The organism is Terrabacter sp. C0L_2 (assembly GCF_036352015.1).
Classification (GTDB): Bacteria; Actinomycetota; Actinomycetes; order Actinomycetales; family Dermatophilaceae; genus Terrabacter; species Terrabacter tumescens.
Window position 1 is genome coordinate 1,441,449 of sequence record NZ_CP143557.1, and the last position, 15,903, is coordinate 1,457,351.

At 72.7% G+C, this 15,903-nt stretch carries 17 protein-coding genes; 11 read left to right on the top strand and 6 right to left on the bottom strand.

Annotated features, from left to right (window positions below; translation table 11 throughout):
* Position 1 precedes the first annotated feature (1 nt).
* Complete coding sequence (locus U5C87_RS06720) at positions 2-511, bottom strand: MarR family winged helix-turn-helix transcriptional regulator (protein WP_330475846.1); 510 nt, start codon at positions 509-511, stop codon at positions 2-4.
* Positions 512-534: 23 nt separating this feature from the next.
* On the opposite strand from U5C87_RS06720, the gene U5C87_RS06725 reads away from it, so the two are divergent.
* Positions 535-2,349 carry a chloride channel protein gene (locus tag U5C87_RS06725; protein WP_330475847.1) on the top strand — a complete coding sequence of 605 codons (1,815 nt, stop codon included), beginning with the start codon at positions 535-537 and terminating at the stop codon, positions 2,347-2,349.
* A 12-nt stretch (positions 2,350-2,361) separates the two neighbouring features.
* Here the strand turns inward: U5C87_RS06725 and U5C87_RS06730 are convergent, their stop codons facing one another.
* Positions 2,362-3,096 (bottom strand): sulfite exporter TauE/SafE family protein, encoded by a 735-nt coding sequence (locus U5C87_RS06730; RefSeq protein WP_330475848.1) that lies wholly within the window; start codon positions 3,094-3,096, stop codon positions 2,362-2,364.
* A gap of 51 nt (positions 3,097-3,147) precedes the next feature.
* Complete coding sequence (locus tag U5C87_RS06735; protein ID WP_330475849.1) at positions 3,148-3,645, bottom strand: MarR family winged helix-turn-helix transcriptional regulator; 498 nt, start codon at positions 3,643-3,645, stop codon at positions 3,148-3,150.
* On the opposite strand from U5C87_RS06735, the gene U5C87_RS06740 reads away from it, so the two are divergent.
* Complete coding sequence (locus U5C87_RS06740) at positions 3,625-4,611, top strand: EamA family transporter (RefSeq protein WP_330475850.1); 987 nt, start codon at positions 3,625-3,627, stop codon at positions 4,609-4,611. The two genes, U5C87_RS06735 and U5C87_RS06740, sit on opposite strands and share 21 nt — an antisense overlap.
* Here the strand turns inward: U5C87_RS06740 and U5C87_RS06745 are convergent.
* Positions 4,598-4,975 carry a hypothetical protein gene (locus U5C87_RS06745; RefSeq protein WP_330475851.1) on the bottom strand — a complete coding sequence of 126 codons (378 nt, stop codon included), beginning with the start codon at positions 4,973-4,975 and terminating at the stop codon, positions 4,598-4,600. The genes U5C87_RS06740 and U5C87_RS06745 overlap by 14 nt on opposite strands.
* 88 nt (positions 4,976-5,063) lie before the next feature.
* Here U5C87_RS06745 and U5C87_RS06750 point away from each other — a divergent pair, with 88 nt between their 5' ends.
* From U5C87_RS06750 to U5C87_RS06790, 9 genes are all read left to right on the top strand, one after another.
* Entirely contained in the window at positions 5,064-6,431 is a 1,368-nt protein-coding gene (locus U5C87_RS06750; RefSeq protein WP_330475852.1) for a dihydrolipoyl dehydrogenase family protein, read from the top strand.
* Between the two features lie 194 nt (positions 6,432-6,625).
* On the top strand, positions 6,626-7,483 hold the full coding sequence (locus U5C87_RS06755) for an HAD family hydrolase (RefSeq protein WP_330475853.1): 858 nt from the start codon (positions 6,626-6,628) through the stop codon (positions 7,481-7,483).
* A gap of 17 nt (positions 7,484-7,500) precedes the next feature.
* Entirely contained in the window at positions 7,501-8,427 is a 927-nt protein-coding gene (locus tag U5C87_RS06760) for a hypothetical protein (RefSeq protein ID WP_330475854.1), read from the top strand.
* Between the two features lie 46 nt (positions 8,428-8,473).
* Positions 8,474-8,905, top strand: a complete 432-nt coding sequence (locus U5C87_RS06765; RefSeq protein WP_330476662.1) for a YciI family protein — start codon at positions 8,474-8,476, stop codon at positions 8,903-8,905.
* A 104-nt stretch (positions 8,906-9,009) separates the two neighbouring features.
* Complete coding sequence (locus tag U5C87_RS06770) at positions 9,010-10,236, top strand: RNA polymerase sigma factor (protein WP_330476663.1); 1,227 nt, start codon at positions 9,010-9,012, stop codon at positions 10,234-10,236.
* Between the two features lie 86 nt (positions 10,237-10,322).
* Positions 10,323-11,156, top strand: a complete 834-nt coding sequence (locus tag U5C87_RS06775) for a uracil-DNA glycosylase family protein (RefSeq protein ID WP_330475855.1) — start codon at positions 10,323-10,325, stop codon at positions 11,154-11,156.
* On the top strand, positions 11,141-12,520 hold the full coding sequence (locus tag U5C87_RS06780; protein ID WP_330475856.1) for an amidohydrolase family protein: 1,380 nt from the start codon (positions 11,141-11,143) through the stop codon (positions 12,518-12,520). Before U5C87_RS06775 ends, U5C87_RS06780 begins: the two co-directional genes overlap by 16 nt.
* A 99-nt stretch (positions 12,521-12,619) precedes the next feature.
* The gene (locus tag U5C87_RS06785; RefSeq protein WP_330475857.1) at positions 12,620-13,090 is read left to right on the top strand and encodes a hypothetical protein; all 471 of its coding nucleotides are present in this window, start codon (positions 12,620-12,622) and stop codon (positions 13,088-13,090) included.
* Positions 13,091-13,214: 124 nt separating this feature from the next.
* The gene (locus U5C87_RS06790; protein ID WP_330475858.1) at positions 13,215-13,847 is read left to right on the top strand and encodes a hypothetical protein; all 633 of its coding nucleotides are present in this window, start codon (positions 13,215-13,217) and stop codon (positions 13,845-13,847) included.
* Between the two features lie 130 nt (positions 13,848-13,977).
* Here the strand turns inward: U5C87_RS06790 and U5C87_RS06795 are convergent, their stop codons facing one another.
* Both U5C87_RS06795 and U5C87_RS06800 read right to left on the bottom strand, forming a co-directional pair.
* Positions 13,978-15,027, bottom strand: a complete 1,050-nt coding sequence (locus U5C87_RS06795) for a TerC family protein (protein ID WP_330475859.1) — start codon at positions 15,025-15,027, stop codon at positions 13,978-13,980.
* A gap of 170 nt (positions 15,028-15,197) precedes the next feature.
* Positions 15,198-15,890 carry an NADPH-dependent F420 reductase gene (locus tag U5C87_RS06800; protein ID WP_330475860.1) on the bottom strand — a complete coding sequence of 231 codons (693 nt, stop codon included), beginning with the start codon at positions 15,888-15,890 and terminating at the stop codon, positions 15,198-15,200.
* Positions 15,891-15,903 lie beyond the last annotated feature (13 nt).

Genomic DNA, 15,903 nt, shown 5'->3' on the forward strand with positions numbered 1-15,903 from the left:
GTCACCAGCCGAGCCGGGTGGCCGCGTCGGCGAGCGCGGCCGGCTCGTCGGCGGCAGCACTGAAGGCGACCAACGCGTCGACGAGGGTGTGCCGCTGCGACGCGGGCATGGCTTCGACGATGGCGCGGATGGCGGCGCGCCTCCGCTCGGTGACCTCGGTGACGAGGGCGCGGCCGGCATCGGTCAGGGCGATGACCACCTCGCGCCGGTCCTGGGCGTTCTCGGTGCGCGCCACGAAGCCTGCGGCGATGAGCCGGTCGACCGAGCGCAGGGCCGTGGAGGGTCCGACGGCGAGCCGGGTCGCGAGCTGGTTGAGGCGCGTCGGGCCGTGCGCCTGCAGGACGACAAGCGTGCGGAACTGGCTGAGCGTGACTGCGTCCTCGACCTCGGCCAGGGACCGCGCCGAGACGCCGACCAGGACGCGCGACCCGGTGAGCAGGGCGGTGACGAGGTCGTCGGTCCCGCCGTCGTCGGGTCCGTCTCCACGAGCTCGCTTCGTTGCTGTCACCATGCAATTATTGCACCATGCAATCCATGGCGCCAGACCCCGTGACCGCCTCCGTCCCGGCGGGCCGCCGCGCGGCGGTGGCTGGTTGGGCGCCTCCTGAGGTGTGGCGCCGGGCGGTCGTCGGGTTGCGCACCTCCGGCACGGGTCTTCTCGTCATGGCGCTCGTCGTCGGAGTGGGGGCGGCCGGGTTCGCCGTCCTCTTCCGCTGGCTCATCCAGACCTTCACGATGCTCTTCACGGGCCACGCGGACTATGCCGCCTCGCCAGGCGCGGCGAACCCGCACCTGCCCTCCCTGGGCCGGTGGTTCGTGCTCCTCACTCCCGTCGTGGCCGGGTTGCTCTACGGCCCGCTCGTGCACTTCTTCGCCAGCGAGGCCCGCGGGCACGGGGTGCCGGAGGTCATGTATGCCGTCGCGCGCCGGGGTGGCCGCATCGCCCCCCAGGTGGCGGCGGTCAAGGCGCTCGCCTCCGCCCTGTGCATCGGTGGGGGCGGGTCGGTCGGGCGCGAGGGGCCCATCGTGCAGATCGGGTCGGCGCTGGGGTCCACGGCCGGCCGGTGGGTCAAGCTGCCCGAGTCGCGGCTCCGGGTGCTCGTGGCCTGCGGGGCCGCCGCGGGGATCAGCGCCACCTTCAACGCGCCCCTCGCCGGCGTCTTCTTCGCGATGGAGCTCATCCTCGCCGACTTCACCGCGCAGGCCTTCGGCATGGTCGTGCTGGCGTCCGTCGCCTCCAGCGCCATCGCCCGTGCCGTGCTCGGGGACACCCCGTTCCTCAGCCTGCCCGCCTTCGAGGTAGGGCATCCGGCGGAGTACCTGCTGTTCGCGGTGCTGGGCGTGCTCGCCGGGGGAGCCGGCGTGCTCTTCACCCGTGTGCTCTACGCCATCGAGGACGTCTGCGACGCGATCTGGCGCGGACCCGAGTGGCTGCGGCCGGCCCTGGGCGGGCTCCTGCTCGGCGCGGTGTTGCTGCTCCTGCCGCAGATGTACGGCGTGGGGTATCCCGTCCTCGGGAAGGCGGTGGCCGGCGGCTACGCCATCGCCTTTTTGCTCGTGCTGCTCGTCGGCAAGATGGTCGCCACGAGCCTCACCATCGGGATCGGTGGCTCGGGGGGCGTCTTCGCTCCCAGCCTGTTCATCGGTGCGATGCTCGGCGCCGCCTTCGGCGAGGCCGCCCACCTCGTCGTCCCCTCGGTCGCGGGACCGGTGGGCGTCTACAGCCTGATCGGCATGGGTGCGGTCTTCGCCGGTGCCGCACGGGCGCCGATCACGGGGGTCATCATCCTCTTCGAGCTGACCGGCGAGTACACGATCATCCTGCCGCTCATGCTCGCGATCGTCCTGGCCACCGGGATCAGCCACCGTCTCAGCCCCGACACGATCTACACCCTCAAGCTGCGCCGGCGGGGCGTCGACCTCGGCCTGCCGTCCGAGACCGTCGGTGGGCATCCGCCTCGGCTGGTGCGCGACGTCATGACTCCGGTGCCCACCCCGGTCGTCAGCACCTCGACCCTCGTGGAGGTGGCCGCAGCGCTGGCCGGGACTCCCTGCGGGGTGCTCCCGGTCGTCGAACCCGACGGCACGCCGGTGGGAGTGGTGTCGGCCCGCGGCGTGTCCGACGCGCTCGCGGACGGTCGGCACGACGCGGCCGCCGCCGGCCTCGTGACGGAGATCCCTGCGACCGTCGGGGCGGACGAGCCTCTGGCTGGTGCGGCGGAGTCGTTGTCCCGCAACGGAGTCGATGCTGCGCCGGTCGTCGACGACGGCGGCGTCGTGGTCGGCTGGATCGACTACCGCACCCTGCTGCTCGCGGAGAGCAAGGGGGTCACCCCGGCTCTCGCGTGACCGACGAGCCGGTCAGCGGATGACGAGGGCCAGCGCGGACACGACCGTGGCGGCGAGCACGGCCTGGTCGAAGCGGGTCTGGCTGAGGCGCCGTGCCGTGTGCAGGCCGACCCAGGTGCCGACGAGGACGAGTGGCGCGAGCAGCGCTGCGCGCCAGAGGGTCTCGCTGCCGAAGAGCCCGAGCCCGATGCTGAAGGGCACCTTGCACAGGTTGACGCCGAAGAAGAAGAGGGCGCTCGTGCCGAGGAAGCGGCGCTTCTCGACCCCTTGCGCGACGAGGTAGAGCGTCATGACGGGACCGGCGGCGTTCGCCGTCATCGTCGCGAAGCCGGTGGCGGCGCCGGTCCCGAGGGCGGCGGTGCGCGAGGCCCCCACCCGGGCCGTGTCGGGTGACCGCCAGGTGAGGAAGAGCTGCAGCGCCGCGAGCGCGAGCAGCAGCCCGCCGATGGCCCGGCGCAGGGTCGTGTCGTCCACCCAGGCCAGGAAGAGGGCGCCGAGGACGAGGCCGGGCAGGACCGCGGGGATGAGGCGCTTCAGCAGCCCGAGGTCGGCGTCGCGACGGTAGTGCCACACCGCGACGACGTCACCGACGAGCAGGAGCAGCAGGATCGCCGCCGTCGACTCCTTGGTCGGCAGGACGAACGCGAAGATCGCGATGGCGATGCTCCCGACGCCGCCGATGGCCGTCTTGGCGAAGCCGACGAGCAGCGCGGCCAGGCCGAGCAGCACCAGCGTCGAGACGGTCATGGAAGCGCAGCGTAGGCCGACGCCGCCGCGCGCGTCCGGCCGTCCGCCGGGTCAGACGCCGAGCGGGGCTCCGAGCTTGCCGAGCAGGCGTGCGAGCGTCGCGCGCTCCGCCGCGCTGAGCGGCTCGAGCAGGCGGGCCTCGTTGGCGAAGTGCTCGGGCGCCGCCCGGTCGATGAGCTCGCGGCCCCTGTCGGTGAGCACGACGATGCGGCTGCGGCGGTCGCCCTCCGCGACCCGTCGCTCGACGAGGCCCGCGCCCTCGAGCCGGTCGAGCCGCTTCGTCACCGCGCCGGACGTGACCATCGTCTGGTCCATGAGCTCGGACGGGGTCAGCTCGTAGGGCTCCCCGGTGCGCCTCAGCGTCGCGAGCACGTCGAAGTCGCCCTCGCCGAGGCCGTGCGCGTTGTAGACCTTGACGAGCTCGGTCGTCAGGGCGAGCGCGACGCGGTGCAGGCGTCCGATGACGAGCACCGGGCTCGCGTCGAGCTCGGGCCGCACGGCCGCCCACTGGTCGACGACGTGCTGGGCATGGTCCTCGAACTGCTGCATGGGTGGAATATATCTTCTCTGGAAGGTATTTTATCTTCCATGGAAGACAATCACGTGGGCTGGGGGAACGTCGCGCTGACGGCGGTCCCGGCCGTCGTCTGGGGATCGACGTATGCCGTCACGCAGAGCTGGCTGCCGCCCGACCGTCCGCTCTTCGCCGCCACCGTGCGGGCGCTGCCCGTCGGGCTGCTCATGCTGCTCTGGCTGCGACGGCTACCCAAGGGCGACTGGTGGTGGCGCTCGCTCGTGCTCGGCTCGCTCAACATCGGCCTCTTCTACGCCCTGCTCTTCATCGCGGCCTACCGCCTCCCGAGCGGCCTCGGCGCGACGCTCGTCGCGACGGCCCCGATGGTCACGATGGTGGTCGCCCGGCTGCTGCTGGGTCAGCGGCCGGCCCGGATCTCGGTGGCGGCCGGGCTCGTCGGCCTCGTCGGGGTCGGGCTCCTCGTGCTCCGGAACGGCCTCGACAAGCCGCTCGACCCGGTCGGCCTCGCCGCCGGCCTGCTCGCCGTCGTGCTCTCGTCGGTCGGCTTCGTCCTGACCCGGAGGTGGACGCCCACCGAGGACGTCGTGACCATGACGTCGTGGCAGCTCGTCGCCGGCGGCCTCGTGCTCCTGCCGATCGGGCTCGTGGCCGAGGGTGCGCCACCGGCTCTGGACCTCCCGGCCGTCGGGGCGCTCCTCTACCTCGGGCTCGTCGGCAGCGGCGTCGCCTACGTCCTGTGGTTCCGGGGCCTCGCCCTTCTCGGTCCGACGTCCGCCTCGATCATCGGCCTCGTCAATCCCGTCGTCGGCGTGCTGCTGGGCGTCGCGCTCCTCGGCGAGCACTTCGGCCCGGTGCACCTCGTCGCCATGGTCCTCGTCGTCGGCAGCGTCCTGGTGGCTCAGGAGCCGGTCCGGGCCCGCATCGCCCGGCTGCGCGTCCGGGCGAGCGACCGGACCGGCCTTCCCGTCAGCTGCTCGTGAGGTAGTGCGCCCCGGCCACCAGGGCCCGGACCAGGCCATAGAGCGGGACGGCCGTGTAGACGACGGCGACGAAGCCCCAGAAGCCCCACCGCACGGCGAGACCCGAGGCCCCGCCCGGCCGCTCGGCGCGCATGGCCGACCAGTAGCGGTTGTCGCAGAGCGGTCCCCATGAGCCGTCCTCGCGTGGCAGGAAGGGCCGCCACCAGTCACCCGTCCGGCGCGCCTGCGCCACCTCGACGAAGACCGGGAGCGCGAAGCCACGCCACACCCACACCAGGACGGCGAGGAGCGCCAGCGCCACGACGGCCGCGAAGGCCCAGGCTCCCCAGAGCAGCAGTCGGACGTCGGTGTTCCCCTGTTCCACGCGTCGACCCTAGCCGGGCGGGGCGACGCGGCGGACGGCATACGACCTCGCCTCTTCCCAGCGACGCTCTCACGGGTAAGGGTGGAGCATGGCTACGGACAGCGACCACACCTTCGACGTCATCGTCATCGGGCTCGGGCCGGGCGGTGAGCACGTCGCCGGGAGCCTCGCCGAGCGCGGACTGCGCGTCCTCGGGGTCGACCGCGGGCTCGTCGGCGGGGAGTGCCCCTACTGGGGCTGCATCCCGTCGAAGATGATGATCCGCGCCGCCGACGCGCTCGCCGAGGCGCGACGCGTCGACGGGCTGGCGGGCTCGGTCGGTGAGGTGACGCCCGACTGGTCGGTCGTCGCCAAGCGCATCCGCGAGGAGGCCACCGACAGCTGGGACGACACGGTCGCCGTCGACCGGCTCACCGGCAAGGGCGCGACGTTCGTGCGCGGCACCGGGACGATCGCCGGGCCCGGCCGCGTCGACGTCGACGGCACGGCCTACACCGCGACGAAGGGCATCGTCGTCAACACGGGCACGACGGCCGCCGTCCCGCCGATCGAGGGCCTGCGCGACACCCCTTACTGGACCAATCACGAGATCGTCGAGGCCACAGAGCTGCCCGCGTCGCTCGTCGTCCTCGGCGGTGGCGCGATCGGCTGCGAGCTGAGCCAGGTCATGGCCCGGTTCGGCGTCGAGGTCACGATCGTCGAGGCCGCCGACCGTATCCTCGCGCTCGAGGAGCCCGAGGCCTCCGCGGCGCTGCTGACGGCCCTCGAGGCCGAGGGCGTCACCGTGCGCCAGGGCGTCGGCGCCGACAAGGTCAGCCACGACGGCTCGAGCTTCACCGTCACCCTCGCCGACGGCTCGACGCTGACGGCCGAGAAGCTCCTCGTCGCGACCGGCCGCCGCGCCGACCCCGCGGCCGTCGGGCTCGACACGGTCGGCGTCGCGAAGGACTCGCGCACGGCGCCCGTCGACGACCGCTGCCGGGTCAGCGACGGCGTCTGGGCCGTCGGCGACATCACCGGCAAGGGCGCATTCACCCACGTCTCGATGTACCAGGCCGGCGTCGTCATCCGTGACGTCCTCGGCGACGACGGGCCGCCGGCGGAGTATGCCGCCCTCCCGCGCGTCACCTTCACCGATCCCGAGGTGGGTGCCGTCGGGATGACCGAGGCGCAGGCGCGCGAGAAGTTCGGCAACGTGCAGGTCGGGCTGACGCCGCTGGGCGAGACGACGCGCGGCTGGATCGCCAAGGCGGACGGGCTCATCAAGGTGGTCGCCGATGCCGACCGCGGCGTGCTCGTCGGGGCGACGACCATGGGACCAGCCGGGGGAGAGGTGCTCGGGGCGCTCGCCGTCGCCGTGCACGGCGAGGTGCCGATCGAGCGGCTGCGGTCGATGATCTACGCCTACCCGACGCTGCACCGCGGCATCGAGGACGCGCTCGGCCGCCTCGCCTGAGCCTCGCCCGCGCGCCGACGGACGACCGTTGGTCGGCGGGGTCGCGCGGTCGCGGCGTGTTGGGCGGCGCGTCGCAGCGGTGATGCGACCAATGGTCGTCCGTCGGGTGACGGGCGGGCGTCGGCTGCGCGACGCGCGGGCGACGGACGTCCGGGCCCGACAAGGCGCCCGGACCCGGACGATACGGTGAGCGCATGGCACAGCGACTGCTCGCCCTCGACCTCGACGGCACGACCCTCAACCACATGGGCGAGCTCTCCGACCGCGTCCGCGACGCCGTCCAGGCCCTGCCCGACGACGTCGCCGTCGTCATCGCGACGGGCCGCTCGATCATCGCGACGACCCCGATCCTCGAGGCGCTCGGCCTGCGCGAGGGCTACGCGATCTGCTCCAACGGAGCCCTGACGCTCCAGCTCGACCCGTCCTCGGACGAGGGCTACTCGATCATCGACATGGTGACCTTCGACCCGCGGCCGGTGCTCGAGAAGATGCGTGTCGCCCTGCCCGACGCGCTCATCGCCGTCGAGGAGCCGGGCGTCGGCTTCAAGGTGAGCAAGCACTTCCCCGACGGCGAGCTCATGGGCCAGTCCCGCGAGGTCGGGTGGGACGAGCTCATCGCCCACCCCGTCACCCGCGTCACCCTGCGTCAGCCCGAGGCCACGGCCGAGGAGTTCATGGAGCTCGTCGAGCGTGCCGGCCTGCACGGCGTGTCCTATGCCGTCGGCTGGTCCGCGTGGCTCGACATCAACCCGGAGGGCGTGTCCAAGGCGAGCGCCCTCGAGCTCGTGCGTCGTCAGCTGCGCGTCGAGCCCATCCACACCGTCGCCTGCGGCGACCAGCGCAACGACCTCGAGATGCTGCACTGGGCCGCGTGGGGCGTCGCCATGGGCAACGCGCCCGACCAGGTCAAGGCCGTCGCCGACGAGGTCACCGGCCACGTCGACGACGACGGGCTCGCGCCGGTCCTCGAGGCCGTGGCGCAGGCCGCGCGCGACGGCGTCCCCTTCCGCGACGGCGTCGAGTCGGCCGCGACCGTCCGGCTCGAGCTCTAGCCGACGGCGGACCGCGCGTGCCCATCGTCTTCGTCCACGGCGTCGCGGTCCGCGACGAGGACCCGGGTCTCGCGCGGGCCACGCGAGCCTTCGGCGAGGTGCCGTGGACGGCCATCGAGGCGCACCTGCGTCAGCACGTCGCGCCGGCCATCTCCGACGACCCCGGCGGCGTCCCGGTCATGCGGATCTACTGGGGCGACCTCGCCGCCCACTTCGCCTTCGGTGGGCGCTCGCTCGTCTCCCGCCCCCTCGACCTGCCGGACGCGGCCGAGCAGGCGGAGGAGACCGCGGCAGCCGCGACGGCAGCCGCGACGCCGGCCCCGGTCCCGGAGTCGCGCCGGGTCAGCAGGCTGCGCGGAGCGGCGACGTCGCTGCGTCGCCCGCTCGAGGACTTCGTGCCGGTCTTCCTCGGCGACGTCATGACCTACATCTCGACGCGCGGCACCGCCGAGGCGCCGGGCCCGATCATCGAGCGGGTCCTGGCCGGTCTCGACGCGGCGGCGTTCGCCGCCGAGAGCAGGGGTGAGCCGCTCGTCGTGCTGACCCACAGCATGGGCGGACAGATCGTCTACGATCTCGTCACCCACTTCCTGCCCCGCATGCCCGAGCACCGCGGCATCCGCATCGACTACTGGTGCGCGGCCGCGTCCCAGGTGGGGCTCTTCGAGGAGCTGGGGCTCTTCCTCGAGAGCGCGCCCGACCGCGGGCCCGAGCCCACGGCATACCCTCCCTCCGAGCACCTCGGCGGCTGGTGGAACGTCTGGGACCACGCCGACCTGCTCAGCTTCCGCGCGGAAGGCATCGTCGACGGCGTCGACGACTCGGCCTACTTCGCCGCGGGCAGCCTCGCGACGGACCACTACCGCTACCTCGCCAAGGCCGACTTCTACACAGCCCTCGCCTCTCGTGTCGAGACGTGGCTGTCCCGTTCGACGAAGGAGTGAGGCGGGCGACCGACCCGCACCGACGAAGGAGACCCCCGTGCGTTTCATGATCATCGTCCCCGCGTCCCCGGAGACCGAGCAGGGCACCACCGGCACCGAGCAGCAGTTCGCCGACATGCAGGCCTACAACGAGGAGATGTTCAAGGCCGGCGTCTTCGTCGACGGCCAGGGCCTGCACCCGAGCTCCAAGGGGGCGCGTGTGAGCTTCGAGGACGGTGACTGGGTCGTCACCGACGGGCCGTTCGCCGAGGCCAAGGAGCTCATCGCCGGCTTCACGATCATCGACGTCAGCTCCCGCGAGGAGGCCCTCGAGTGGCTCAGGAAGTGGCCGGTCTCGTGCGCGCCCGGCGCCGGCCAGGCGCTCGAGCTTCGACAGGTCTTCGCCCCCGAGGACTTCGGCGATGGCTACACGCCCGAGCTGCGCGAGCGCGACGAGCAGATGCGCATCGAGGCCGCCCGCAACGCGGCCCGCGGCTGACCCGTCACGACACCCCTTCGTGCCAGAGTGACGGGGTGTCACCCACCACCGGACCACGCCTGTCCACCGACGACGTCCAGCGCACGCTCGAGGCCGTGTGGCGCATGGAGGCCGCCAAGGTGACGGCCGTCGTCGCGCGGGTCATCGGCGACGTCGGCCTGGCCGAGGACCTCGCGCAGGACGCCTTCGTGCAGGCGCTCGAGCAGTGGCCGCGCGACGGCATCCCCGACAAGCCCGGTGCGTGGCTCACCTCGACCGCGCGCCGGCGTGCCATCGACCGCATCCGGCGCGACGTCAACCTCGCGAGCAAGCTGCAGCAGGTGGGACACATGGAGGAGCTCAGGGTGGCCGAGCTGGCCGAGGGCGACTTCGACGCGGCCCTCGAAGACATCGACGACGACGTCCTCGGGCTCGTCTTCGCCGCGTGCCACCCAGCCCTCACCGCCCAGGCGCGGATCTCCTTGACCCTGAGGATGATCGGCGGCCTGACCACCCGCGAGATCGCGCGCGCCTTCCTCACCACCGAGCCGACCATCGCCCAGCGCATCTCGCGCGCCAAGCGCACGCTGAGCCAGGACGGCATCACCGTCGAGGTGCCGTCCGGGGCCGAGCTGGCCCCGCGGCTGGCGTCGGTCCTCGAGGTCGTCTACCTCATCTTCAACGAGGGGTATGCCGCGACGTCCGGTCGCGACTGGGCGCGCGGCGACCTCATGGAGGAGGCGATCCGGCTCGGTCGCGTCCTGTCCGCCCTCGCGCCCGGCGAGCCCGAGGTCCACGGGCTGCTCGCGCTGATGGAGATCCAGGCCTCGCGCACCCGGGCCCGCATCGGCCGCGACGGCGAGCCGGTCCTGCTCCTCGACCAGGACCGCACGACCTGGGACTGGGCCCTCATCCGGCACGCGCTCGCGGCCCTCGACCGTGCGGTGTCGCTCGTCGACCCCGAGCGGGGCGGGGCCGGGCCCTACGTGCTGCAGGCAGCCATCGCCGCCTGCCACGCGCGCGCCCGCACGGCCGACGCGACCGACTGGGGCCGCATCGTCGCGCTCTACGCGCAGCTCGCCGCGATCCGGCCGTCCCCGGTCATCGACCTCAACCGGGCCGTGGCGCTCTCCTACGCCGAGGGGCCGGCGGCCGCCCTCGAGGTCGTCGACGGGCTCGTCGCCGCAGGCGCGCTCTCCGACTACCACCTGCTGCCCAGCGTCCGGGGTGACCTCCTCGCCCGGCTCGGTCGCGACAACGAGGCGCGGGCCGAGTTCGCCCGCGCCGCCGAGATGACGCAGAACGACGCCGAGAGGGCCATCCTGCTGCGCCGGGCGTCCGGCGAGGACTGAGCGGTTCCACCGACGCGCCGGATGTATCAGGACTACCGTCGAATCACCCTGCACTGACAAGGCCGTCGATCGGGTGGAGGTCAGCCATGGCCGTGGTGCACCAGAGCTGCGTCGGGTACGGCGCCGAGCCGTTCGCGTCCCTCGTGGCCGACTATCCCGGGGACGACGTCTACCCGTCGGGGGACTTCCGCACCGAGTGGGGACCGATCTTCCACCGGGGGCGGCTCGACGGCAGCGCCCGCGTGCTCGTCCTCGGCCAGGACCCTGCGACGCACGAGGCGATCTCACGGCGCATCCTCGTCGGTGAGGCCGGCCAGCGCGTGCAGGGACTGCTCGCGAAGGTCGGTGTCGACACGGCATACGTCATGGTCAACGTCTACCTCTACAGCGTCTTCGGGCAGGCTGCCGGCAGCAGGCACGCCAAGGACGAGCACATCGCGGACTACCGGCACCGCTGGCTCGACGCGCTGCTCGTCGGCACGGGCGTCACCGCGGTCGTCGCACTCGGTGACCTCGCGGCCACGGCCTACCGGATGTGGGCGAAGACGCAGCCGGACGCGGCAGCGTCACTTCACCTGGCTGCGATCCGGCACCCCACGTACGCAGAGGGATTCGCGCGTGCGTCCGGCAAGCCGCTCGCCGAGACGACGGCAGCCCTGCTCGCGAACTGGAACGAGCACCTCGACGACCTCGCGGCCCACGTGACGCCCGAGGGGCCGACCGACCTGAGTGCGTATGCCGCGTCGTGGGGTCCCACGGACTTCGCGCCGATCCCCGAGATCGACCTTCCGGCAGGCGCGCCCGCGTGGTGGCGCGACGTGGACGCCTGGGCGACCCGCACCGGCGCCGACACGCAGACGAAGCGCGCGACGATCAGCGTCGTCGTCCCGAAGGGAGCCCGGACATGGCCGGCACTGTGATCAACGCGGCCGCAGGGCCGTTCGACGAGGCCTATGCCCGCGGCATCACCGAGGAGCTGCCCGAGCCGACGCGCCGCTCGCGCGCGCTGCCCCCGGCGCCGTTCGCGCTGCACGGCGCCGTCATCACCCCGGACGGTGCGTGGTCGAGCGGCTACGTCACCGTCTCCGGCGGGCTCGTGGACCGCGTGTCCAAGCAGAAGCCCACGGACGTCGAGGTGCTCGAGACGGACGGCGTCATCCTGCCCGGTCTGCTCGACCTGCACGGGCACCCGGAGTTCAACGTCTTTGCGGCCTGGGAGCCGCCGAAGCTCTACGACAACCGCTACGCGTGGCGTCGCTCGAAGCCCTACCAGGAGCTCGTCCGCGACCCGCAGAACACGCTGCTGACGCGGGTCCCGCCCAAGACCCAGACCCGCTACGCCGAGGTGCGCGCGCTCGTCGGCGGGGTGACCGGCATCCAGGGAGCCTCGGGCGCGAGCAGCGCCTCGTCGGAGCCGCTCGTGCGCAACATCGACCAGTGGGCCTTCGGCGCGCACCGGGCGCGGTCGATGATCGACCTGCCGTCCGGGTCGTTCGGGCTGCCGAGCTTCGAGGCGGTCATGAAGCGGATCGCCGCCGGCGACGTCAACGCGTTCTACCTGCACCTGGCCGAGGGCCGGCGCGGAGATGCGGTGAGCGCCAAGGAGTTCCAGCACTTCCTCGACCTCGGCGGCGCGACTCCCGCGACGAACATCATCCACGGGACGGCCCTCACCGCCGACGACCTGCACACCGTTGCCGGGCTCGGCTGCCGGCTCGTCTGGTCGCCGCAGTCGAACCTCCGGCTCTACGGCGAGACGACGCTGGCCGGCGAGGCCCTGGCGGCCGGCATGCCCGTCGCGCTCGGCGCCGACTGGCTGCCGTCCGGGTCGACCAGCCTGCTGGGGGAGATGAAGGTCGCCCGGCGCGAGCTCGCCCGACAGGGCCACCCCGTCGCGGCCGCCGACCTCGTCGCCATGGTCACGTCCGTCGCGGCACGCCTCGCCGGGCTCGACGGGCACCTGGGCTCGCTCGCCGAGGGACGGCCGGCCGACCTCGTCGTGCTCGAGCGCCACCACAGCGACCCGTACGAGAACGTGTGCCTCGCTGACCCCTCGTGGGTCGACCTCGTCTGCATCGGCGGCGACGTCACCTATGCCCGGGCCGACTGGTTCGCGACCCTCTCCGGCGCCGCGGCCGGCCCGACCATCGAGGACCTCACCGCGTGGGGCAAGCCGATGCGGCTCGACACCGGCTACCAGGGCGGCGCCGACGTGCCGTCCCTGACGGCGGTGCGCACCGCGCTCACCGCGGCCTACCCCGCCGTCGGACCGATCTTCGCCTGACGGGGCGAAGGACACGAAGGACACGAAGGACACGAGGGACACGAAGGACACGACTGGCCAAGCGCCCCCGGCGGCCGACGACCTGCCATCATCCGTGCCATGGCATTCGCAGACCTCACCATCCCCGGGGTGTCCGGCACCGTCTCGACCGACTTCTCGTTCTGGAGCGGCTACCGGTTCACCGTCGACGGACGGCAGGTCAAGCCCCACGGCTTCCCCCGCAACCGGCTGACGCTCCCCGGAGCGTCCGGCTCCGTCGAGGCGAAGATCAAGGGTGGGTTGGCTCGGGCGCACCCGGCCCTCGTCGTCGGCGGCACGGAGTACGCGACCGGCCCGGACACCCCGAGACTCCAGCAGGTCCTGGCGCTGCTGCCGATGCTGACCCTGCTCCTGGTCCAGGGCGCGATCGGTTTCGCGGTCGCCTTCGGCGGGACGGCCGTCAACATGGGCATCGTGCGCGGCGAGCAGCGCGACAGCGTGAAGGTCGCCCTGATGATCGGCACGCTCGTCGCGGCAGTCGCCGTCGACCTGGCAGCCGTCATGGCCCTCGACGCAGCCCTCGGCGCATAGCGGGGGACTGCGGAAGGACTGCGGGGCTCATTCTCGTGATCCGCACGCAGCCTTCGGGCCGCCCGAACACGATCCGAACACGACCCGGACCGGGGCTTCACCTGAGAGCGGGAGCGTAGGGGGCATGAACACCGACACGCGCCGGACGACCGGCCTGCTCCGCTCCTCCACCGCCCTGGGCGCCGCCATCCTCGTCCTCGGCAGCCTCGCCCTCGGGGCCTGCTCCAAGACCGACTCCACCGGCACCGCCGCGAGCGCGATCGGGGCCCAGTCCCAGTCCCAGCAGGACGCGGCGACCGACCGCGACACCGTCGACCTCGTCGACGCTGCCCTCGTCACCCCAGCGTCGGCCGACACCAGCCAGGGCGTCGACGCCGGCCAGGGCGACCGCGCTGGCGACCGCAAGGGTCTGCGCGCCCGCCTGCTCCGGGCCCTGCACGGCACGTGGGTCACCGAGGGCAAGACCGGCCCGGTCACGCACCAGGCGATCCGCGGCGACGTCACGGCCGTCTCGGGCACGTCGATCACGGTCAAGGCCAAGGAGGGCTTCTCGCTGACCTTCTCGGTCGGTGCCGACACGAAGGTGCGTCAGCGGTCCCAGGGCAAGGGCGCCGACTCCACCATCTCGGCCGTCAAGGTCGGCGCCAAGGCCCTCGTCACCGGCGTCGGCGCGACGAACCCCGCCGCCCGCGTCGTCGTCTTCAAGGTCATGACGTCCCAGCCCGGCGGCTCATCCTCCCCGAGCGCCACGAGCTGAGGCGCGGCACCGGGCCGGGGACGGGCCGGACCGGTGCCGCAGACGAGGGAGGCGCCCCGCACCCGGCGGGACGCCTCCCTCGTGACGTCGCCACGCGGCATACGACCACGTATGCCGTGTGGCGGGCTCGTCAGCCCTGCGGCACCGACGACTTCTCGTCCTCGGGCGCTCCGGCGGGCTCGTCGGAGCGCCGGTTGGAGAGCAGGCTCGTCACGGTGACGACGGCGAGGATGCCGAGGATGACGCCGAGCGAGGGCAGCGTCGGGATCTCGGGGACGCCGGGCCACACGCCGTGCGCCCAGTGCAGGACGAGCTTGACGCCGATGAAGGCCAGGATGAGCGACAGCCCGTGGCCGAGGTGGACGAGCTTGGCCAGGGCGCCCTCGAGGACGAAGTAGAGCGCCCGCAGGCCCAGCAGGGCGAACGCGTTCGTCGCGAAGACGAGGTAGGGGTCGCCGGTGATGCCGTAGACCGCGGGCACCGAGTCGATGGCGAAGACGATGTCGGTGCCGAGGATGGCGATCGCGACGAGGGCGAGCGGCGTCAGGGCGCGCTTGCCGTCCTTGCGCACCGTGAGGTTGGTGCCCTCGTAGGTGTCGGTGACGGGGTAGATGCGGCGGATGAGCTTGACGCTGCGCAGCTGGTCGACGTCGATGTTGTGGTCGGAGTGCGAGAGCGCGTCGCGGCCGACCTTGACCGCGGTGGCGAGCAGGATCGCGCCGAAGAGCAGGAAGGTCCAGGCGAAGCTCGCGATCATCTGCGCGCCGAGCGCGATGAAGATGCCGCGGAGCACGAGCGCGCCGCCGACGCCGATGAGCAGCACCCGCTGGCGCAGCTCGCGCGGCACGGCGAACGCCGACAGCAGGATGATGAAGACGAAGAGGTTGTCGACCGAGAGCGACTTCTCGACGAGGTAGCCGGTGTAGTACTCGACGCCCTGCTGGGAGCCGTACTGCCACCACAGCCAGCCGCCGAAGACGACGGGGACGGCGATGTAGAAGACCGACCACCCGATCGCCTCGCGCATGCTCGGGTCGTGCGGACGGCGGGTGATGAGGAAGTCGATGACGAAGAGGGCGGCGACGCCGGCGATCGTCGCGATCCACAGCGTGGGCGAGCCGATCGACTCGAGCGAGCCTGCGGGCGGCGCCGGGGTGGCGGCGGACAGGGCTGTGAGCATGGGTCTCCTCAGAACGATGTCTGAGGTCTCCTTCACCGACTGCCGTCGGCCGCGGACCGGGGCGGACGTGGGACCGCCGTACTGACCGGAGCGCGCGAGGAAGTACTCCCCTCGCCGGTCAGTCTACGGGTGGCGGTCCCCCCGCCCAAACGGCTGTCGAGGGTTGGGTGTCAGACCTCGCGCACGGCCCGTACGGCGAGGCCGGCCACCTCGTCGCTCCCGGCACGGCGGGCGCCGGCCGCCCAGTCGCTCTCGTCGGCGGCGTACTGCATGCCGTAGGCCGGCTGGCCGGGCTGGGTGCGCCAGCCCTCGGCGAGCGGCCCGAGGTCGAGGGTGTCGTAGCCCAGGGCGTCGAGCGCCCGGCGCACGGTGTCCTTGGCCGCGGCGTCGTCACCGGCGATGGCGAGGGCGCTGCGCTCGTCGGAGCCGGCCGGGTCAGCCGGACGGGCGAGGTCGCGCAGGTGCTGGAAGAAGATGTTGTTGAAGCCCTTGACGACGTGCGACTGCGGCAGGTGCGCCTGGAGCAGCTCGGAGCTCGTCGTCGACCCGTCATCGAGGGCCTCGATCTGGCCGTCACGCTGGGGGTAGTAGTTCATCGTGTCGATGACGACCTTGCCGGCGAGCGCGTCCGCGGGCACGTCGCGGTAGGCCTTGAGCGGGATCGTCACGACGACGATGTCGCCGGCGGCCGCTGCCTCCTGCGCGGTGGCCGCGCGAGCGTGCGGGCCGAGCTCGCCGACGAGGTCCGCGAGGGTCTCGGGACCCCTGCTGTTGCTGAGCACGACGTCGTGGCCGGCAGCGATCGCGAGCCGGGCGACGGTGCTGCCGATGTTGCCGCTGCCGATGAATCCCCAGGTGGTCATGATGTGGTCAACC